The sequence below is a fragment of the Gordonia jacobaea genome (assembly GCF_965344965.1).
Taxonomy (GTDB): Bacteria; Actinomycetota; Actinomycetes; order Mycobacteriales; family Mycobacteriaceae; genus Gordonia; species Gordonia jacobaea.
This window is the reverse complement of record NZ_CBDRLS010000001.1, coordinates 1,299,369-1,319,849: the sequence shown is the minus strand read 5'-3', so window position 1 is coordinate 1,319,849 and position 20,481 is coordinate 1,299,369. Positions and strand designations below refer to the sequence as shown.

Sequence of the window (20,481 nt, the reverse complement as noted above, 5' to 3'; positions counted from 1 at the left end):
CATCCTTCGATACGACACACATTCTCCGGTCAGCCGAGGGCGTGCTGCGCCCAGTCCGCGAACGACTCCCACTCGATCTGCGGATAGGCCGCGTGCAGCGCCGCGATGTCGACGCTGTACCCCTTGGTCGCCAAGAACGTGAACATCGCCCGCATGTCCGGCGACGAAATACGTTCGGGGTCATACGATTCCGCGTGAACCTCCTGGCCGGTCGCGGCAGTCACTGCGGCGGCCATCGCGTTCGGGGTGATTTCGTCGGAGGCCAGGTCGATGCGTCGGCCTGCGAAACCGGACGGGGCGTCGAACAGCATCGCGACGAATCGCCCGAAATCCCGGCGCGAGAGTTGTTGCAGTGGTTTCTCCGCGGGGAGGGCGAGCGGCATCACGCCGGCTTTGAGTGCGTCGAGACTGCCGAGCAGGTTGTCGTAGAAGTACGTCGGGCCGACGATCGTGTGCGGGATGCTCGACGCGGCGAGCTTCGTCTCCACCTCGTACTTCGAGTCGAAGTGCGGAATACCGGTGTTGTGATCGGCATCGGCGACCGACGAGAACACCAGGTACGGCACGGCTGCGGCTTCAGCTGCCGCGATGATGTTCTCGCCCTGACCGACCTCGGCGTCGGCTCCCGACTCGAACGGCGTCGTCAGGGCGAAGACCCCGGCGGCCCCGGCGAAGGCGTCGGCGAGCCCCTTTCCGGTCGCGATGTCGGCGATGGCCAGCGGGATGCCGCGGTCGGCGAGCTCCAGCGACCTGTCCGAATCCAGAAACCGTACGACGCCGCGCACGGGTTTACCTGCGTCGCGCAGCGCGTGCAACACCGCGCCGCCCTGATTGCCGGTCGCGCCGAGAACGACGTAGGGAGATTCGGATGTGGGCATGGCGTCGACCTTTCCGTGGCGAGGGAGCACCTCCGACGCTACCGATCGACGCCCGGTGACGACCGCACGAATTTGGGTCTGGGGTGGATTGGCCGTTATTATCGCCAAGCCTGGAGGATTCGCCTAGTGGCCTATGGCGCTCGCCTGGAACGCGGGTTGGGTTAATAGCCCTCAGGAGTTCGAATCTCCTATCCTCCGCAGCAGAAGCGAGCCCGGCGCGTACGTCAGCGTCGGGCTCGTTTCGTTTCCGCAGGTCACTGCTCTGAATCCGGTTGGCGTTCACTCCGCGGACACCTGCGCCTGGGATGGTTACGCGCATTCAGCCGGATCGCTGCTCGCGGCGACGGTCGAACATACCCACCCCGTCCATGGCAGGAGCGACACGATGGCAGCGTTCAGAGCGACCAACCGCCCGCATCCGCATCGCCCGCGGCCGGCACGTCCATTGCAACCGAGTCGTCGGTTAGCGCTAGCGGCGTCGACGATCGCCTTGGCCCTGATGGCGTCGTTGGTCGCTTTCGCCCCGGCGCACGCATCGCCACAGCGTGGCGTTGATCCCGTGCACACCCCGACGCGCGCAGCGGGAGACTTCAGCCTGCTCATCGCGTACAGCTTCGGCAACCGCATCGCGCCCGGCGTCGACCCGACGCGCACGGTCGGCGAAGCCGGCCCCGTCAATGACGCGTTAGCCGAAACCGCGATCCGCACGCGCGGCAACCGCGCCATCCCGATCTATGCGCAGACCGAGATCGCCCGCGTACTGCACGCGAAGTTCCATGCCGCAGGCGTCGTCGAGATCCCGCCGAATCGCAAGCCAGACGGCACGCTGGTCTACCTTTCCACCGACGGCGTCGCAGCCAAGGTCGCGCAGCTCCGCGGATCGTCGGCTCGCGTCGACGTCGCCGGGATCATCGCGTTCTCCGACCATCTGTGGCGTGCCGTCTACACGACGCGAGCCAACGGACTCGACGCCTATGCGCCCGCGGGCATCGCAATGCCGTCGACCTATGACGGACTCTCCGGGCAGGACTGGACCCGCAGCCGCGCCGCCTACCTGCCGCGCGACTACGCGGCCCGCCTCGCTCTGCTCCCGCGACTCCTGCGCTGATCGGCTTCCGGGCGCCAGCCACGCCGACCCCCTGACACATCACGGCGAAGGCTCGCTACAATTGACGACGGATCCCGCGCGGCGTGCATCCTGTGAACTCCCCCAGGGCCGGAAGGCAGCAAGGGTCAACGGGCTCTCTCGGGTGCGCGGGGTCCTCTAACTTTGTTCAGATCCGCAAGCGTGCCGAAAGCCGCCATCGAGCCTGGCGCCGGTTCGGCGAGAGGTCTCCGTTGAACTACCACTCGATGAGTGCAGACGAACTTCGCGCCACCCAGGACGACCTGCAAAAACTGTACGAGGGTTTGCTCTCCGCAGGGCTGAAGCTGGATCTCACCCGTGGTAAGCCCGCGCCGGAACAACTCGACCTCTCCAACGATCTGCTGTCGTTGCCCGGCCTCGGCGACTACCGCGACGCCTCCGGCACGGACTGCCGCAACTACGGCGGCGTCAGCGGACTGCCGGAACTCCGCGCGATCTTCGCCGAACTGCTCGCCGTCGACGCCGACAACCTGATCGCCTTCGGTAACGCGAGCCTCGACCTCATGCACCAGGTGGTGGTGTCCTCGCTGCTCAAGGGCACCCCCGACTCGCCCGCTCCCTGGTCGTCGACCGGCGAGACCGTCAAGTTCCTCTGCCCGTCGCCCGGCTACGACCGCCACTTCGCGATCACCGAGCACTACGGCATCGAGATGATCCCGGTTCCAATGCTCCCGAACGGCCCCGACGTCGACGTCTGCGCGCAACTGGTTGCCGACGATCCGTCGATCAAGGGTCTGTGGGCCGTGCCCACCTACTCCAACCCCACCGGCGCCACCTACAGCGAAGACGTCGCACGCGCCCTGATGGCGATGCCCGCGGCGCCGGACTTCCGTGTCTTCTGGGACAACGCCTACGCCGTCCACACGCTCGTCGACGCCCCGCCCACCCCGCTGCCGATCGTCGACATCGCCGCGCAGGAGGGCCACCCCAACCGGGTCTACGTGTTCGGCTCGACGTCGAAGATCACCTTCGCCGGAGCGGGCGTTGCGTTCTTCGGGTCGTCGGCGGCCAACGTGAAGTGGCTGACCGACAATCTCGCGTTCACGACGATCGGCCCGGACAAGATCAACCAGCTTCGCCACCTGAGGTTCTTCGGTGATGCCGACGGCGTGCGCGCGCACATGGCCAAGCACCGCGAGATCCTCGCTCCCAAGTTCCGCCTGGTGCTCGAGATTCTCCAAGACCGGCTCGCCGACTCCAAGGTCGCGGCATGGTCGGAGCCCGAGGGCGGCTACTTCATCAGCCTCGACGTCCTCGACGGCGCCGCCAAGCGCACCATCGAGCTTGCGAAGGAAGCCGGGATCGCTCTGACGGCCGCCGGCTCGACCTACCCGTACAAGCACGATCCGTACGACCGCAACATCCGGCTCGCACCGACCTTCCCGAGCACCGACGACCTGCGCGTCGCGATGGACGGCGTTGCGACCTGTGCACTTCTTGCCGCGACGGAGAAGCTCCTCGCCGACGTCGAATCCTGACGAGACGGCGCGCGTGTGACAGTCCGGCAATGGTGAGGGCCTCACGACGTTGGGTCGTGGCTGTCGGCTTCCTGCTCGTCGCCGCCGTGGCCGTGTGGTTGCAAGATGTGATCGTTCCCTTCACGACGCCGTTCTGGGGACTCTTCGACAACCAGCTCGACCTCGACGTGTACCGCGCGGGAACGCAAACCGTGCTCGACGGCGGCAGCCTGTACGACGCCAAACTGCTCGGCCAGATGGACTACACGTACGCACCCATCTCGGCCATCATCTTCATCCCGTTCGCGCTGATGTCGTTCGAAGCGGCCCGAATCGTCTGGACCGCAGGCATTTTCATCGCGCTGTACCTGGTGATCATGCTGTGCTTCCGCTCGCTCGGCAGGCAGGCGACGTGGCCGTTGCGGCTCATCGCGCTCTCGCTGATCGCCGTCGCGCTGCTGCTCGAACCGGTCCGCACGACGGTCTGGTACGGCCAGATCAACATTTTTCTGTTGCTCATCATCCTGGCCGACCTGCTGCGTGTCGACGGACCCAAGGGCGACAACAGCCGCGGAATGGGCATCGGCACCGGAATCGCCGCGGGTATCAAGCTCACCCCGCTGATCTTCATCCTCTACCTGGCAATTCTGCGTCGATGGCGCGCGATGTTCGGGGTCATCGCAGGCTTCGTCGGCACCATCATCGTCGGATTCATCGTGCTGCCCAGTGAATCCTGGGCCTACTGGACCGACAAGCTCTTCGATTCCAACCGAGTCGGAGCACCGCAAACCGTTGGTAACCAGTCGATCCGCGGGTGGCTGGCCAACCTCATCCACACCGACGCGCCGAATTCGTTGCTCTGGGGTGTCCTGGCTCTCGCGGCACTCGCCCTGGGTATGTATGCGGCCGTACTCGCGCACCGTCACGGCCAGGAACTGCTCGCACTGAGCATGGTCGGCATGACGGCATGCGCGATCTCGCCCATGTCGTGGGGACATCACTGGGTGTGGTTCGTGCCGATCATGGTGATCTGCGTGAATCTGGTGCTCCGCGTTGATTTGTCACCGCTGCGTCGAACGTTGGCGGGTGCGGCGTGCATAGGACTGATCCTGGTGGCGTTCTCGTGGCGCACCTATCTCGCGCATCCGATCTGGTTCGTCAACAAGACCGTTCCCGACGCCTATCTCATCGGACTGTTTTTCAAACACGGAATCAGTTGGCTCGAATGGTTCACGGTATATCCCTACAACGCGGTGTTTCTCGGCACGGCAATCGCGACAATCGTCGTCTATCGGGCGTCGAATACCGCCGAAAAGGCTAGCGCCGATAACGTTCGCGACACGGTCGGCTAGTCGCGCTAACGAGTTGTCGCTGCAATTCGACGTGAATCATGACGGGGTCGACGTCCACGGCCCACATTCTCGAGGAGGCACACCATGATTCGACGTTCGATGGCACGCAGAATGATCACTGGGCTCGTCGGTGCCTGCGCGGTAGCCGCAGCCACGATCGGAGCCGGTCACGCCGCGGCTGATGAAGTGGTCGTCGGCCAGGTCGGGATGCAGTGTTTCAGCCTCAACCCCAACATCATCGATCTCCCCTCCAATGCGGGCGTAACCGTCCAGCGGCGACAGGGCGAGAACACATTCACCCTGTGGGGCGACAGCAAGAGCTTCTTTCTCTACACCTCCGACACGAGAGTCGTCGTAACCCAACTGTCCAATGGTGCGACGCACACCTACTACGCCCACTCGTATCACACGCTCGGTGACAACAGCGGCTATCGGATCGACGACATCCCGGGCCGCGGCAAGGTGAAGATCACGATCAATGCCGTCAACCACGGACTGCTGACGCTGCGCGCACCTGAATGCTCCGGCGTCACCGATTTGCAGTAGCACTACTCGGTTATTGCCAATTCACTGAACTCGGACACGTGCCGGCAATAAGCTGTCGCCAACTTGGTGGAGTCTCGAGCATGCTCCGCCCCGATGGTGGGAGTCAGTCATGGCAGGACGAGTGGTGGTACCCGATTCGATGGACCTTGGTTCGTGGGTTGCGCGGCGTGCCGCGATCATCCCGGATCACCCGGCACTGACCTTCGACGGCGAGACGCTGACGTTTGCCGAGTTCCAGCGTCGAATCGACCTGCTGGCCGAGCGACTGGTCGACGGCGGAGTCGCGCACGGCGATCGCGTTGCCTATCTCGGACCGAACCATTCGGCTTTTTTGGTCGCGCTGTTCGCCTGCGCGCGAGCGGGCGCGACGTTCGTCCCGCTCAACTTCCGGCTCACCGGACCAGAGCTCGCGTACATCCTCGACGACTGCGGCGCAACAACTCTCATCGCCGACGCCACCCTGACCGGTGTCGTCGACGACGTGCGCGCAGACATCGATGTGCACCGGTTCATCGCGGTCGGCGGTGCCGACGGTTGGGAGAACTTCGACGACGTGCTGGCGTCGGGTGCGCCGATCGTCGATCCGGTGTTCGCCGACGCCGAGGATGTCGCGGTCATCATGTACACCTCGGGCACCACGGGTCGTCCGAAGGGTGCCATGCTCACGCACGGAAACCTGTTCTGGAACAACATCAATGCGCTGCTCAGCTTCGACACCGTCTCCACCGACATCACCTACACCGCGGCGCCGCTGTTCCACATCGGCGGCCTCAACGTCACCACGCTGGTCACGCTCCAAAAGGGCGGCCACGTGATCCTGTCGGGAGCGTTCGACCCGACACAGACACTCGCCGACATCGAAAAATACCGTGTCACAACGATGTTCGGCGTGCCTGCGATGTTCCTGTTCATGAGTCAGGTGCCTGCTTTCGCCACTGCCGATCTCTCGTCGTTGCGATACCTCATCTGCGGCGGCGCTCCGGTCCCCGAGCCGTTGATGCGCACCTACGCCGACCGCGGTGTCACGTTCGCGCAGGGCTACGGCCTCACCGAGACGGCCCCGCTCGCACTCGTGATGGGCATCGACGAGTCGGAGAAGAAGATCGGAGCCGCGGGCAACAGGGTGCTGCCGCTCTCGGACGTGCGACTCGTCGACGCCACCAACGCCGAGGTGGCGCCGGGGCAGCCGGGCGAGATCTGTGTTCGTGGACCCCAGGTGATGGTGGGCTACTGGGACAATCCCGGAGCCACCGACGCCGCGATCGACGACGACGGGTGGTTCCACACCGGCGACGTAGGACGTGAGGACGAGGACGGTTACGTCTACGTCATCGACCGCGTGAAGGACATGGTGATCAGCGGCGGCGAGAACGTGTACCCCGCCGAGGTCGAGAGCGTGCTCTACAGCCATCCGGCGGTCGCCGAGGTCGCGATCGTCGGACTCCCGGATGACAAGTGGGGTGAGGCCGTCACCGCGGTCGTCGCGACGGCGCCCGGCGAGACCGTGACCCTGGAAGAACTGCGCGAGTTCGCGGCCGACCGCCTTGCCCGCTACAAGCTCCCGCTGCGTCTGGAGTTCATCGACGCGCTACCGCGCAACCCGTCCGGCAAGGTGCTCAAGTTCGCGCTGCGCGACCGGTTCGGTGCGGAAGCTCCCGCCACGAGCCCGGCGGTCTGACCTGCCGCGACAGGTTGCTGTGCACAGCTATAGGGGAGGCGGCTGCGCTGTCGGTGATCGCCGGTAGTCTCGACGCGTGGCTCTGTATCGCACCTATCGTCCGGCAACGTTCGCCGAAGTCGTCGGGCAGGAGCACGTCACCGATCCGCTCAGCCGCGCCCTCGACGGAAATCGCATCAATCACGCGTATCTGTTCTCCGGGCCGCGCGGGTGTGGCAAGACGTCGTCGGCCCGCATCCTCGCGCGCTCACTGAACTGCGAGCAGGGCCCGACGTCGACCCCGTGCGGCGTCTGCTCGTCGTGCGTGGCCCTTGCTCCGGGTGGGCCGGGCAACCTCGACGTGATCGAACTCGACGCCGCCAGCCACGGAGGCGTCGACGACACACGTGAACTGCGCGACCGCGCCTTCTACGCACCGTCGGAGTCGCGGTATCGCGTGTTCATCGTCGACGAGGCGCACATGGTCACCAACGCGGGGTTCAACGCGTTGCTGAAGATCGTCGAGGAGCCGCCGGAGCACCTCATCTTCGTCTTCGCCACCACCGAGCCCGAGAAGGTCTTGCCGACCATCCGCTCGCGCACCCACCACTACCCGTTCCGGCTGCTCGCGCCGCCGGTCATGCGCGGGCTGCTCGAGAACATCTGCGCCAAAGAGGGCGTCGTCGTGGCGCCTGATGTCTACCCGTTGGTCATCCGCGCGGGCGGCGGCTCGCCCCGCGACTCGCTGTCGATCCTCGACCAGCTACTCGCGGGTGCATCCGACGAGGGCGTCACCTACGACCGTGCCCTCGCCCTGCTCGGCGTCACCGACATCGCACTCATCGACGACGCCATCGACGCCCTTGCCGCGTCCGACGGTGCATCGCTGTTCGCGACGGTCGAGAAGGTCGTCGACGCCGGCCATGATCCTCGACGCTTCGCCGTCGACCTACTCGAGCGGTTGCGCGATCTCATTCTGCTGCAAGCAGTTCCGGACGCGGCCGAACGTGGACTGGTTGAAGCGCCGGGCGACCAACTCGCGCGGATGCAGGGTCAGATCGAGCACCTCGGACCGGGCGGACTCACCCGCTTCGCCGAGATCGTGCACGAAGCGCTCGGCGAGATGCGTGGCACCACATCGCCGCGCCTGCTGCTCGAGGTGATGTGCGCGCGGATGCTGCTGCCATCGGTCTCCGCTGACGACGCCGCGCTGCTCCAGCGCCTCGAACGACTCGAGTCGGGCGTCGCTCCCGCCGGAGGGAACGCCAGCGGTGCAACGCCTTCGCCATCTGCACGCGCCGAGGGTGCCCCCACCGCGGCCCCCGCCCCGCCACCCGTCGACCCGCCCAAGTACGTCCGCCCCTCGCAGCGCAAGACGGCCGACGAGCCCGTCGCCCGGGCCGATGCGGCTCCCGCCGCCCAGGCTGATGCGGCTCCCATCGAGGCCGTGGTGCCCCCCGCTCCGCGCGAGGAGGCTGCCCCGGTCGCCGGCGGCGCTGATTCCTCCGCTGGTCGAGCAGATCGGAGCGCCAGCGAAGGCGTTACACCCGCTGGTCGAGCAGACCGGAGCGCCAGAGAAGGCGTTACACCCGCTGGTCGAGCAGACCGGAGCGCCAGCGGAGGTCGTGTCGAGACCACCCCGCCCGAGTCCGCTGCACCCGCCGAGACCACCCCGGCCCCCGAGCCCGTTCCCGCCGCGGCAGCTCCCGCCGAGCCCACGCGCCCGATGCCGAAGCGCGAAGCGCAAGCGACGCCCGAACCTGCCCCGACGCCGGAACCGGCCGCGGTGGTAGCCGCAGACGACGACATCCCGCTGCCCGACGAGCCCGTCGACGACTACGACGCGCCCGTCCCCGACGACGGCCGACCGTCCACGCCGCGCAGCGTCGAACCCGAACCCGAACCACAACCAGAACCCGAGCCGCAGACCGGCCTCGACGTCGAGACCGCGCGCAAGCGTTTCCAGGAAGTGCGCGCAGCGGTCCGTGAGCGGTCGAAGAGTCTCGAGCCGATGCTGTCGAACGCCGTCGTCGACGAGATCCGCGACAACGTCGTGGTCTTGGCGCATCCCGTCGAGGTGTTGGTCGGCAGGTTGTCGGCGCCGCACGCGGTGAACATCATGCGCGAGGCGCTGCACGAGGTCTTCGGAACCGAACTCGACGTGCAGACCATCCACAAGATCGTCGATGTGAGCGCGCCCGCGAAAAACGCAGCGGGCCAACCGGATCGGCAGCAGCGTCGTGCTCAGACCTTCTCACGGCCGAGCCGCGCTCGGGGCAGCTCGGGTGAGCAGTCCGACGCCGCCGCGGCACCCGAGGGCCCGGCTGAGCCCGAGGAGCCTGAACCGCCACGCCAAGACGACGACATCCCCGACGCGGAGCGTGCGGAGATGGTCGCCGAGGTGCAGAACGCAACCCCCGAGGGACGCTTCGACCCGAACAAGGTCGCGATGGAACTGCTCAAGACCGAGCTGGGCGCCCGGCCGCTGGAGTAGCGCGAACCTCGCGCCGCTACCAGCGGATTCGAGTCGCCTCTATGCGTCCCACCACGGGCGCAGCGGGAGATCGCTCTGACCGTACTCGTCGAGCTTGGTCGCGAGGACGTGGTGGAGCTGAACGATGTTGCGCTCGAAGCCGATTCGGCATCCGGCCATGTAGAGGCCCCACAGTCGGGCGGTACCCTCGGTGACCTCTTCGACGGCCTCGTCCCAGTGCTCGACGAGGTTGCGGTTCCAGTCGCGCAGGGTCATGGCGTAGTGCGGGCGGAAGTCCTCCTCGTGCAGCACCTCGAGCCCGCCGATGTCCTGGATCTTCGAGATGATCTTGCCGGAGCCGGTGAGCTCGCCGTCGGGAAAGACGTACCGGTCGATGAACGATCCGGCGCGTGCGTTCTTGAAGTTGTCGGGCCGAGTGATGCAATGGTTCAACATCATTCCGCCGACCCGGAGCTTGTCGCGGATGAACGAGAAGTACGCCGGGTAGTTGTGGACCCCGATGTGCTCGGTGAGTCCGATCGACGAGACGGCGTCGAAGTCGCTCTCGGTCACGTCGCGGTAGTCGCTGAACCGCACCTCGGCGAGGTCGCTGAGTCCCTCGTCGACGATCTTCTTCTGCGCCCACTCGGCCTGCTCTGCGGAGAGGGTGACGCCGAGCGTCTTGACTCCGCGCGACGCTGCGTAGCGCACCATTCCGCCCCAGCCGCAACCGATGTCGAGGAGACGATCGCCCGGCTTGAGTCGCAGCTTGTCGAAGATCAGGCGGTACTTGTTCTCCTGGGCGGTCTCCAACGACGCCTCGAGGTCGGGGTAGACCGCGCAGGTGTAGGTCATCGACGGCCCGAGGACCCACTCGTAGAACGTGTTCGAGACGTCGTAGTGATGATGGATCACCTCGGCGTCGCGAGTCTTGCTGTGCCGCAGTCCTTCCGCGAAGCGTCGCCAGCGCGGCAGTGCCTCCTGGGGCGGCGGCGCGATCGGCTTGAAATGCTCGATGCCCAGCGATCGGGCGACATGTGCCAACGTCAGAGGAGACGGACGCTTGAATTCGAGGTCGGCGGCCAAAGCGCGCAGCGCCTCGTAGGGGTCACCGGGGTGGGCACCGATCAACTCGAGGTCGCCCGAGACGTATGCGCGCGCCAACCCGAGGTCGCCGGGGGCGGTGACGAGATATGTTGTGCCACGGGCGTTCTTGAGGTTCAATCCGTACTCGGCGTCGGCGGGACCTGCCGAGCTGCCGTCGTACGCCGTGACCCTGATGCTGAGATTTCCGCCGACGAGCGACTCGAAGATCTGCGCCAGAGTCATTTTGCCCTGCGAGGTGTCCGAGGGAGAGGGAGACGCGGGTACGTTGTCCTTGAACGTGGTCATTGCCGTTTCACCGCTTTCGCATAGAGGTCGAGAAGCCGGCCGCGAGGGTCGTACCGCTTCTTCAGGAGTCGATAGTGTTCGCCACCGTAGAGTTCGTCGAACTCTTCGGGGGAGTAGAAGGATTCCGAATACAGCGATTTGTGGCCGTCGAGATCGGCCACCTCTCGCTCGATGAGCTTGTTGGCGTGTCCCGGGTCGTCGGGCGTCACGGGCACCGCGGACCAGAACCCGACGTTGACGTAGGTGCGCTTGGGCTCGAGTGGGTACAGCGGCCAGGGGCGTGCGGCGTCGGCGACAGCCAGTGCCGGCTCGCGTAAACGCAACGGGCACAACCACACCGGCTCGATCGGAATGTTCTCGAGGAACCACTCGAGGTACCCGGTGGTGTTCTCGATGGGAACCTCGATGTCTTGCACCACCCGCTCGTTGGCGGGCAAACCCTTGCGCTTGTTGAGTCTGTCGGCGATGTCGAAGCGCTGGTCGTAGCCGATCAACTTCCAGTAGAAGCTGCTGCGCAGCAACTTCTTTGGCCAGAGCCGTCGAATCTTGGGGTTTTGGGCGCCGAAGGCTCGTGAGCACCAGAACCAGTCGGTGTCCCAGCGCCAGAGGTAGTCGTGGATGGTCAGGCGGTCGCGCTTGATCCCCGATGCGTGCTGGATGGATCGGTAGTAGATGTCCATCCCCGTGTAATCGCCGACCGGACCGGCCTCGTCGGTTTGGCGGCCGACGGTCAGGTAGGCCTCGTCGGCGGTGAACACCACACCGTCGAGATAGTCGACGCGCTCGCCGTCGTAGCTACGCTCGTCGGCGATGGTATTCATTGTCGACTGCAGTGTCGCAAGATCGTGAAAACGTATGTGGCGCAACGTGACATACGGCTCAACGGCTTCTAGCTCGATCTTGAGTCTGACCGAATACCCCAGCGTCCCATATGAATTGGGGAAACCGAAGAAGAGTTCGGAGTTCTCGTTGGTCGGGGTTGCGGTCACGATGGAGCCGTCGCCGGTAAGAATGTCGATCTCGAGCACCGACTCGTGCGGCAAGCCGTTGCGGAAGGATGTGCTCTCGATGCCGAGACCCGTGACCGCTCCGCCGAGGGTGATGGTCTTGAGCTGCGGCACCACCAGCGGCGCCAGCCCGTACGGCAACGTTGCGGCGACCAGATTCTCGTAGGTGCACATCCCCGCGACGTCGGCGGTCCTGGCCGCCGGGTCGACGGAAATCACCCTGTCGAGACCCGATACGTCGAGGCCGGGATGCGGATTCTTGGCGCGTGCACGAAACAGGTTCGACGTCTTTTTCGCGAGACGGACCGTTGCTCCCGGCGGAATTGCCCGATAGCTGGCCAGAAGGGTGGCAACCCCGTCGTCGAATGCCTGTGCCCCCATCTCCAACCGTCCAGAAGTCACTTGGCTAGCCTAGGACCTGATCAGCACGCCCGCCAATCTGCCATGAAGGAGTGCCCGTCGTGGGTGAGATTTCCGCCAGTCAATCGATCGACATCGCCGCAAGTGCCGACCAGGTGATCGGGGTGCTTGCCGACTACGTCGACGCGCGTCCGGCGATCCTTCCCGAGCAGTACCGCGACTACAAGGTCATCAGCGGCGGCCAGGGCGACGGCACGGTGGTGCATTGGATTCTGCAGGCGACCTCGAAGCGTCAGCGCGACGTCAAGGCGACCGTCAGCGTCGTGCCGGACACCATCACCGAACGCGACGAGAATTCGTCGATGGTCACCACCTACAAGGTCACCCCGGCCGGTAGCGGTTCCAAGGTCACCACGACCACCACGTGGAACTCCAACGCCAGCGGCATCGGCGGATTCTTCGAGAAGACGTTTGCGCCCAAGGGTCTCGCGAAGATCCAGGCACAGTTGCTCGCGAACCTGAAGGCGCGGGTCGAGAAGTAAAGGCCAGTTCTGCGGACCGGTTCGCACGATGAGTCCGCAGGACGACGCCCGGACGCCACGACGTCGCGGTCGCGCCCGGCCCTCGCCGCTGCCGGTGCGCGACGGCGTCGACGCGACGCGCGTCGTGGTGCGCCACGGCGAGGAGCGGACCGTCGGGGAGTCGCTGCTGGCCAGCCCGTCGCTGGCCGACCTGACGCTCGACGACCTGCGCGAGCGGACTGCCGCCGGTGAAGTAGTCGACGCAGAGGGCAATCGCGCCGACCTCGACGCTCCCGCCCGTGCCAATACGTCGTATTACCTGTATCGGGATCTGCCCGACGAGATCGAGATCCCCTTCGACCTGCCGATTCTGTACCGCGACGAGAACATCGTCGTCGTCGACAAACCGCCGTTCCTCGCGACCATGCCGCGCGGGCGGCACGTCACCCAGACCGCTTTGGTGCGGCTGCGGCGTGAACTCGGCAACGACGCGCTCGCGCCCGCTCACCGGCTGGACCGCCTGACGTCCGGGGTGCTGTTGTTCACGGCCCGCCCGCAGGTCCGCGCGGCGTATCAGGACCTGTTCGCCCGACGACTCGCACGCAAGGAATACCGTGCGCTGGCACCGCTCGACGACGCGCTGCGTACCCCGGCGACCGTCCGCAATCGGATCGAGAAAACCGCTGGTGACCTGCGGGCTCTGGTCGTCGACGGTGAAGTCAACGCGGTGAGCGAGATCAGTCTGCTCGAGGATGTCGGGTCCGGCCACGGCCTCTACCGGCTACGCCCGCACACCGGACGCACCCACCAACTCCGCCTGCACATGGCGTTGCTCGGCGTTCCCATCGTCGGCGATCCGCTGTACCCCGACGTACGCCCCGACCTCGCCGAACTGCCCGATCGGGGCGACTTCACCCGACCTTTGCGCCTACTCGCGCACAGCCTGGAGTTCGACGACCCGCTGACCGGCGAATCGCGCAGATTCGTCAGCGGTCGGCACCCGGAACAGTCGCCCGTCCGGGGCGGGTGAGCAAGTGCGTACACAATCGTGTCGTCAGCGGAGGGCCATCGAAATTATTGTCGCGGCCCCTCGCTCACGTACGAGTTGTGTACGTAGTGGTGGCCGTTGCGGGCCCGGACATGGGCTCGATCAGCCGCGAATGCGTCGCTAGGCTGACATTCGTGACCATCCACGCCTCCTACGAGCGACACCCCGATCTCGGGTGCGAGGCCGTCGTCTTCATCGACGACGAATCGATGGGCTGCTTCCAGATTCAGCGCGACCTGGTCGGCGACGCCGAAGCGGGTGGCCGTGCAGGCTCTGGAGGTGCAGGCTCCGGCCGTGAAGGCTATTGCGTCACCACGGGAGCCAGTGCGCCCGTCTACGGCGGGGTGGTCGAGTGGCGTCGCGTCGACGACGACCGGATCGAGTTCGCGCTCACCCCGAAGGCGGGCAGGCTCTTCGGCGACAACGTGCTCTCCTTCCAGATCACGCCGGTCGGTGACGAGAGTGTCGACGAGATCATCGAGCATGTCGAGCGACTGCTGCGGTGAGCGCACCGACTACCCTGGTGAACGTGACTCAACCTTTTGACCCCAGTTCCCTGTTCGGCGGCGGTGACGGCGGCGAGAATCCGATGGCGGGCCTGCTCGCTCAGGCGCAGCAGATGCAGGAGAAGTTGCTCGCGGCGCAGGAAGAAATCGCGGCAACCGAGGTCACCGGTTCGGCCGGCAACGGGCTGGTCACCGTGACCGGAACCGGTACCGGCGAGGTCACCGCGGTGACCATCGATCCCAAGGTCGTCGACCCCGACGACGTCGAGACGCTGCAGGATCTGGTCCTCGGTGCGCTGTCGGATCTCGCGACCAAGCGTGACGAACTGACGAGCGCGAAAATGGGACCGCTCGCAGGCGGACTCGGCGGCGGACTCCCCGGCCTCGGCTGACACTTCATGTACGAGGGCCCCATCCAGGATCTGATCGACGAGCTGGCCAAACAGCCAGGCCTCGGCCCCAAGGGTGCGCAGCGCATCGCCTTCCACCTGCTCGCCGGTGAGAAGTCCGACATCGACCGACTCATCGCTGCCCTCGGCCACGTCCGCGACGACGTCACTTTTTGTGCGGAGTGCGGCAATGTCTCCGCGGATCGGCTTTGCCGCATCTGTTCCGACGCGCGTCGCGATGCCACCAAGATCTGCGTCGTCGAGGAGCCCAAGGATGTCCACGCGATCGAGCGGACCAAGGAGTTCCACGGTCGCTATCACGTGCTCGGCGGTGCGCTCGATCCGCTGTCGGGGATCGGGCCCGATCAACTGCGCATCCGCGAACTGCTTCGACGCCTCGCCAATCAGCCCGACGGCGTCGACGTCAGCGAGATCATCGTCGCGACCGACCCCAACACCGAGGGCGAGGCCACCGCGACCTACCTCCTGCGCATGCTCAAAGACTTCCCGGGGCTGTCGGTGACTCGCCTGGCGTCGGGCCTGCCGATGGGTGGCGACCTTGAGTTCGCCGACGAACTCACACTCGGCCGGGCGTTGTCGGGGCGGCGGGTGCTGGCCTGACCGCCATGACACCTGAACTCGATATCCAGCTCGACGAACTCGCCGCGGAAATGGTGTCAGGCATCGTCGCCATCGACGGGCCATCCGGATCGGGAAAGACCACCGTGGCGGACGCGCTCGTCGAGAAGTTGCGCGCTCGCGGCACCGGCGTCGTGCTCGTCCGCACCGACGATTTCGCCACTTGGGACGACCCCGTGGCGTGGTGGCCGGAGATGGAATCCGATGTGCTGCATGCCTTTGTCCGACGTCGCGACTACCGATACCGCCCACGGGAGTGGGTCGACGGTGAGCCACGCGTCGGCAAAAGGGTCTGGTATCGCTGGGAGCCCCTGCTGATCATCGAAGGGGTGTCGGCGGCGCGGCGTCGTATCGCCGACCGCTTGACGTACTCGCTGTGGCTCGACGGCGGCGCTCCCGACGAGCGACTCGAACGCGCTATTGCGCGCGACGGCGAGGCATCCCGGCCTCACCTCGAGAAGTGGCAGCAGTTCGAGCGCGGCTGGTTCGCCGTCGACCGCACGCGCGAGCGGTGCCGGGTGTTGGACTGACCCGCGTACCGTGAGCTCATGGCCTACCGCAGCATCGCGACACTCGACGCGGCGCTGATCCAATGCCGCGCGTGCCCGCGGCTCGTTGCGTGGCGGGAACAGGTCGCCAGGGAGAAGCGTGCGGCCTTCGCCGACCAAACCTATTGGGGCAAGCCGATTCCCGGCTTCGGTCCGGCCGACGCCGCGATGCTGATCCTCGGACTGGCGCCCGCGGCGCACGGCGCCAATCGGACCGGCCGAATGTTCACCGGCGACCAGAGCGGCGACGTGCTCTACCGTGCGCTCTACGACGTCGGGTTGGCCAACAAACCCACTGCGGTCTCGATCGACGACGGCCTGGAACTGACCGGCGTGCGGATCACCGCGCCCGTCCACTGCGCGCCACCGCAGAACAAGCCGACTCCGGCTGAGCGCGACCAGTGCGCGCACTGGCTACACAACGAAATCGACCTTCTCGCACCGACTTTGCGATCGGTTTTCGTCCTTGGCGCATTCGGTTGGCAGGCGGCGCTGACCGGGTTCGCCGGTCTCGGGTGGGAGGTTTCGCGACCCAGACCGAAGTTCGGTCACGGTGCGCAGACCGTGATTCGACGCGGCGACCGCGAACTCACCTTGTTCACGAGTTATCATGTGAGCCAACACAATACGTTCACCGGACGCCTGACGCCCGCCATGCTGCGCGAGGTACTACGCGCCGCGGGCCGCCACGCGGGGTTGCCCGTTGTCGACGACGCGAGCGCGTGACTGATCGAGCCGCTGAGGTGAGCCTTCGTATCGGAGCCGGCGGCCGAGTGGATACGATCGGCGTCAACAACGGTGTCCGCGTCGAAGCGGTGTGCAGCAGAACGGAAGTGACGGCGTCCATGAGCGAGAAGATGCGACGGCTCGCAGGTCGCGATCCCGACTCGACGTGCCGCTGCGGTCATCCCCGCGCAGCCCACGAACACTTCCGATCGGGCACCGATTGCGCCATCTGCGGGCCGGAGAAGTGCCCGCGCTTCCGCCGGGCGTGGTCTCGACAAGCTCGACCAGCGGGGTAGGCGCTCGGCCGGCGGGTGGTCTCGACAGGCTCGACCAGCGGGGTGGGCGCTCGACCTCTCCCGCCGATTGAGCAGGGCGCGAACGCAGTGAGCACCCGTGTCGAAATCAGCCTCGACACGGGGTGGTCTCGACAAGCTCGACCAGCGGCGGCGCTCGACCGGCGGGGTAGCGCTCGACCGGCGGGTGGAGCTCAGCCTCGACGCCCGGCGGCGAGCCGCTCGCGGCGCAGCCGGTCTACTTCGGGCAGGTCCAGCGGCGCTAGCGAGTCGACGCCCATCGCGCGTGCCAAGAGCAGGTCGGCGAGCTGCGGGTTCCTTGCCAGCGCCGGACCGTGCATGTACGTCCCGAGCACCGAGCCCTGCACGACGCCCTCGGTCCCGTCGCCGACACCGTTGCCGACGCCGTGGCGCACCTTCGCGAGCGGCGCGGCGTCGGACCCCAGCGTTGTACCCCCGCGGTGGTTCTCGAACCCGGTGAGTTGATCGGTCAGTCCTGGCATCACCGGGTCGGTGACCACCTCGCCGATACTGCGTGTGGCCTGCGGCGACGTGGTCAGGTCGAAGAGTGAGATGCCGTCGACGCGTTCGCCTGCCGACGTCTCGTACCAGTGGCCGAGCACCTGGATCGCGGCGCAGATGGCGAGCACGGGACGTCCGGCGGCGGCGGCCCGCTGCAGACCCGGGTACCGCGTGAGGTGCCGCGTGGCCAGCCGCTGCGCATAGTCTTCAGCGCCGCCGAGGGTGTAGACGTCGAGCGAGTCGGGCACCTCGTCGTCGAGGGTGATCTGCACGATCTCGGCGTCGACCCCACGCATGCGCGCCCGCTGACGCAGGATCAATGCGTTGCCGCCATCGCCGTAGGTGCCCATGACGTCGGGCAGGACGAGGCCGATGCGCAGCGTCGACGTACTCATTGCTGTCCCTTCCGTGCGCGCTCGGCGCGTTCGATTGCGACGCCGAGGTCGCGGAACGCCGTGTAATTGGCCAGCACCTCGACGCGTCCGGGCGGACACGAGGCGATGGCTTTCATGGTGTCGGGGATGGTGGTGTGCTCGGCGCCCGCGTAGAGCAGTCGGACCGACAGGTCGGCGGCGCGTTCGCCGGCCGCGACCACCTGCATCGTCTCGAACGCCTCGAAGCGCACGTCCCACAGCCAGGAGAGATCCTCCCCGTCGGGGACCTGACCGTTGACGGCGATGACCAGGCCGTCGGCGTCCTGATCGATCATCGAGAGCGCTTCCTGCCAACCCGCGGGATTCTTGGCGAGCAGCGTGCGCACGGAATGGTTGCCCACCTGGTGGATGCCGTAGCGTCCGGCCACCTCGCCGACGGTGCTGACGGCGGCAACGGACTTCGCGGGGTCGGCACCCATCGCGACGGCAGCGGCCACGGCCTGCGCGGCGTTGCCACGGTTGGCGCGGCCGGGCACGCTCAACGTCATGGGGGCCTCGAATCCGTCAGGGCCATAGATCTTTTCGTCGTCGACCCACCACTGGGGCGTCGGGCGGCGGAACGTCGGATCGCCCGTCGAATACCAGTCGACGCCGCTCTGAATCGACGGGTCGGTGGGGTCGCCGGAGGTGCGCGCGATCGGCTCACCGGTGCGCGGGCAGCTCACCGAGTCGCCGACCCAGCTCGCACCCGCAGCCACCCAGACGACCTTCGGAGCGTCGAACGCGGCAGAGGTGATCAGGACGTCGTCGCAGTTGGCGATCACCGTCGTATGGGGGTGGCGTGCCAGGCCTTCGCGGAGCCGTCGTTCGATCATGTTGATCTCTCCGACGCGGTCGAGCTGGTCGCGAGAGAGGTTGAGCATCACCACGACCTCGGGGTCGACGGCGTCGCTCACGTGCGGAACGTGCAACTCGTCGACCTCGAGTGCGGCGACCGGCGCCGTGCGCTGCAAGCTGAGCGTCGCGATGATGCCCGCGTCCATGTTGGCGCCGTCGGCCTGGGTGGCGACCTCGCCGAGTTCGGCCAGGGCCGCGGCGGTCATGCGTGTGGTCGTCGACTTTCCGTTCGTCCCGGTGATCAGCGCGGTCCGTTTTCCGGCGGCGAGACGCCCCATGATGTTGGGGTCGATCTTCTCGGCGACCAGGCCGCCGATCATCGATCCCTTGCCACGCCCCGCGGTGCGCGACGCCCAGCGGGCAGCCGACGCAGCTCCGAGGGCTAGCGACGTACGAAGGGGGACACGGGTGGTCGAGCCACCCGGAGCGGGGACGCGGTCGGGCATGGGGAGAGTCTTTCACAGCGCCCCACGGCGTGCCGTCGGGGCGCAGCGCCCGCGCTGGTCGGGCCGCATCCCGCTGGTCGACCCGCCCCCTCGCTGGTCGAGCTTGTCGAGACCACCCCCACTGGTCGAGCCGCATCCCGCTGGTCGAGCTTGTCGAGACCTCGCCCTCGTGCGGGTAGTCTCGCGGCCGTGAGTCGCGCCTCCAATCCCACGCTGTCCCCGCCGCTACGACCCGTTCGCTCGCTGTTGCGAGTCATCGGCCACGTACCACCGCAGGTGTTCGGTGCAGTGTCGCGATGGTGTCCGGTCAACGCTGACGGCGACCACGTCAGCGTCGAGATGCTGGCCGCGGCGGTGGCCACCGCAGTCCTCCCGGATGCCGACATGGGAGGCCCGACGATCGGCAGGGCACGCAGCGGTTTGGCGCGCGTCGCCGCGCTCACCGCAGAAAAACTCCCGGTGCTTGCCGTCGAGGAGGATTTGGAGTTCGACGGCCCGGCAGGCCCGATCCCGGTGACGCGCTACCGCGCGGGCGTGGAGAGCCGTGGGTTGATCCTGTTCTTCCACGGCGGAGGGTTCACCACGGGCAGTCGCAGGAGTCACGACCCGCTGGCGCGCAGGCTCGCCCTCGACACCGGCGCCGACGTCGTCTCGGTCGAGTACCGGCTCGCGCCGGAGAATCCCTTCCCCGCAGCGGTCGACGACGCTCTCGCCGCCTGGCGCGGTGTGGTCGACGCCGCCCCGGGCTGGGGTGTCCCCAGCGACCGGATCGTCGTGGCAGGCGACAGCGCAGGCGGCAACCTCGCGGCGGTCATCGCGCAGCAAGTTCGTGGCGAGCAGGTGACGCCGCTCCTGCAACTCTTGCTCTACCCCAAGACCGATTCCGTCGGCGAATACGGCTCAACCCGCGAGTTCTCGAAGGGCTACTTCTTGACCGCCGAGCGCATCGCTGACTTCACAGACATCTACGTGCCCGATCCTGCCCAGCGAGCCGATCCACGCGTCTCTCCGCTACTGGCACAAGACCTTTCAGGACTACCGCCTGCACACGTGGTAGTTGCTGGATTCGATCCTCTGCGCGACGAGGGCATCGCATACGCCGACGCTCTCGGTGCCGCGGGGGTGCCCGTCACGCTGCAGCGCGAGGGGGCGCTGATCCACGGGTTCGCCAACATGGCTGCGTTCAGTTCTGTTGCAGATCAAGCGATCTCGCGGTTCACCGCCGTGGCTTCCGACGCCCTACGCTGACGCGGACCGTGCATCAGTAGAGTGGTCGACGGTTCGGGGCGAGTTCAGCTGTTTT

At 66.6% G+C, this 20,481-nt stretch carries 19 protein-coding genes, 1 tRNA gene and 1 other RNA gene; 16 read left to right on the top strand and 5 right to left on the bottom strand.

Annotated features, from left to right (window positions below):
• Positions 1–29: 29 nt before the first annotated feature.
• Positions 30–878: an NmrA family NAD(P)-binding protein gene (locus ACRVY7_RS06120; protein WP_431816363.1), complete on the bottom strand. Its 849-nt coding sequence runs from the start codon at positions 876–878 to the stop codon at positions 30–32.
• Between the two features lie 112 nt (positions 879–990).
• Between ACRVY7_RS06120 and ACRVY7_RS06115 the strand changes: the two genes are divergently transcribed.
• The 8 genes from ACRVY7_RS06115 (at position 991) to ACRVY7_RS06080 (ending at position 9,531) form a co-directional block, all read left to right on the top strand.
• A tRNA-Ser gene (locus tag ACRVY7_RS06115) sits at positions 991–1,076 on the top strand.
• Between the two features lie 187 nt (positions 1,077–1,263).
• On the top strand, positions 1,264–1,986 hold the full coding sequence (locus ACRVY7_RS06110; protein ID WP_431816362.1) for a hypothetical protein: 723 nt from the start codon (positions 1,264–1,266) through the stop codon (positions 1,984–1,986).
• Between the two features lie 66 nt (positions 1,987–2,052).
• Positions 2,053–2,147: signal recognition particle sRNA small type (gene ffs / locus ACRVY7_RS06105), an RNA gene on the top strand.
• A 69-nt stretch (positions 2,148–2,216) separates the two neighbouring features.
• Positions 2,217–3,503: an aspartate aminotransferase type Ic gene (locus tag ACRVY7_RS06100; protein WP_431816361.1), complete on the top strand. Its 1,287-nt coding sequence runs from the start codon at positions 2,217–2,219 to the stop codon at positions 3,501–3,503.
• A gap of 29 nt (positions 3,504–3,532) precedes the next feature.
• Positions 3,533–4,834 (top strand): glycosyltransferase 87 family protein, encoded by a 1,302-nt coding sequence (locus ACRVY7_RS06095; protein ID WP_197494537.1) that lies wholly within the window; start codon positions 3,533–3,535, stop codon positions 4,832–4,834.
• Between the two features lie 84 nt (positions 4,835–4,918).
• Positions 4,919–5,380, top strand: a complete 462-nt coding sequence (locus tag ACRVY7_RS06090; RefSeq protein WP_431816360.1) for a hypothetical protein — start codon at positions 4,919–4,921, stop codon at positions 5,378–5,380.
• 109 nt (positions 5,381–5,489) lie between these two features.
• Positions 5,490–7,058: an acyl-CoA synthetase gene (locus ACRVY7_RS06085; RefSeq protein WP_431816359.1), complete on the top strand. Its 1,569-nt coding sequence runs from the start codon at positions 5,490–5,492 to the stop codon at positions 7,056–7,058.
• A 76-nt stretch (positions 7,059–7,134) separates the two neighbouring features.
• Positions 7,135–9,531 (top strand): DNA polymerase III subunit gamma and tau, encoded by a 2,397-nt coding sequence (locus tag ACRVY7_RS06080; protein ID WP_431816358.1) that lies wholly within the window; start codon positions 7,135–7,137, stop codon positions 9,529–9,531.
• Positions 9,532–9,570: 39 nt separating this feature from the next.
• Here the strand turns inward: ACRVY7_RS06080 and ACRVY7_RS06075 are convergent, their stop codons facing one another.
• Together ACRVY7_RS06075 and ACRVY7_RS06070 are read right to left on the bottom strand one after the other, a co-directional pair.
• Entirely contained in the window at positions 9,571–10,902 is a 1,332-nt protein-coding gene (locus ACRVY7_RS06075; RefSeq protein ID WP_064865129.1) for a class I SAM-dependent methyltransferase, read from the bottom strand.
• On the bottom strand, positions 10,899–12,290 hold the full coding sequence (locus ACRVY7_RS06070) for an FAD-binding oxidoreductase (RefSeq protein ID WP_431816409.1): 1,392 nt from the start codon (positions 12,288–12,290) through the stop codon (positions 10,899–10,901). The genes ACRVY7_RS06075 and ACRVY7_RS06070 overlap by 4 nt, the downstream gene beginning before the upstream one ends.
• A gap of 80 nt (positions 12,291–12,370) precedes the next feature.
• Here ACRVY7_RS06070 and ACRVY7_RS06065 point away from each other — a divergent pair, with 80 nt between their 5' ends.
• The 7 genes from ACRVY7_RS06065 to ACRVY7_RS06035 all read left to right on the top strand — a co-directional run bounded on the left by ACRVY7_RS06065 (position 12,371) and on the right by ACRVY7_RS06035 (position 16,646).
• Positions 12,371–12,811, top strand: coding sequence for an SRPBCC family protein (locus tag ACRVY7_RS06065; protein ID WP_049700628.1), 441 nt, complete (start codon positions 12,371–12,373; stop codon positions 12,809–12,811).
• Positions 12,812–12,839: 28 nt separating this feature from the next.
• Entirely contained in the window at positions 12,840–13,820 is a 981-nt protein-coding gene (locus ACRVY7_RS06060) for a pseudouridine synthase (RefSeq protein WP_431816357.1), read from the top strand.
• A gap of 152 nt (positions 13,821–13,972) precedes the next feature.
• Positions 13,973–14,344, top strand: a complete 372-nt coding sequence (locus ACRVY7_RS06055) for a hypothetical protein (RefSeq protein ID WP_431816356.1) — start codon at positions 13,973–13,975, stop codon at positions 14,342–14,344.
• Positions 14,345–14,367: 23 nt separating this feature from the next.
• Positions 14,368–14,736 carry a YbaB/EbfC family nucleoid-associated protein gene (locus tag ACRVY7_RS06050; protein WP_431816355.1) on the top strand — a complete coding sequence of 123 codons (369 nt, stop codon included), beginning with the start codon at positions 14,368–14,370 and terminating at the stop codon, positions 14,734–14,736.
• 6 nt (positions 14,737–14,742) lie between these two features.
• Positions 14,743–15,354: a recombination mediator RecR gene (gene recR, locus ACRVY7_RS06045; RefSeq protein WP_005208030.1), complete on the top strand. Its 612-nt coding sequence runs from the start codon at positions 14,743–14,745 to the stop codon at positions 15,352–15,354.
• A gap of 5 nt (positions 15,355–15,359) precedes the next feature.
• Positions 15,360–15,902 carry a uridine kinase family protein gene (locus tag ACRVY7_RS06040; RefSeq protein ID WP_049700507.1) on the top strand — a complete coding sequence of 181 codons (543 nt, stop codon included), beginning with the start codon at positions 15,360–15,362 and terminating at the stop codon, positions 15,900–15,902.
• Between the two features lie 18 nt (positions 15,903–15,920).
• The gene (locus tag ACRVY7_RS06035; RefSeq protein ID WP_431816354.1) at positions 15,921–16,646 is read left to right on the top strand and encodes a uracil-DNA glycosylase; all 726 of its coding nucleotides are present in this window, start codon (positions 15,921–15,923) and stop codon (positions 16,644–16,646) included.
• Positions 16,647–17,133: 487 nt separating this feature from the next.
• Here ACRVY7_RS06035 and ACRVY7_RS06030 read toward each other — a convergent pair whose 3' ends face one another.
• Together ACRVY7_RS06030 and ACRVY7_RS06025 are read right to left on the bottom strand one after the other, a co-directional pair.
• Complete coding sequence (locus ACRVY7_RS06030; protein ID WP_049700510.1) at positions 17,134–17,856, bottom strand: type 1 glutamine amidotransferase; 723 nt, start codon at positions 17,854–17,856, stop codon at positions 17,134–17,136.
• Positions 17,853–19,178 (bottom strand): MurT ligase domain-containing protein, encoded by a 1,326-nt coding sequence (locus ACRVY7_RS06025; protein ID WP_431816353.1) that lies wholly within the window; start codon positions 19,176–19,178, stop codon positions 17,853–17,855. The genes ACRVY7_RS06030 and ACRVY7_RS06025 overlap by 4 nt, the downstream gene beginning before the upstream one ends.
• 189 nt (positions 19,179–19,367) lie before the next feature.
• Here ACRVY7_RS06025 and ACRVY7_RS06020 point away from each other — a divergent pair, with 189 nt between their 5' ends.
• On the top strand, positions 19,368–20,426 hold the full coding sequence (locus ACRVY7_RS06020; protein ID WP_431816352.1) for an alpha/beta hydrolase: 1,059 nt from the start codon (positions 19,368–19,370) through the stop codon (positions 20,424–20,426).
• The last annotated feature ends 55 nt before the right edge of the window (positions 20,427–20,481 follow it).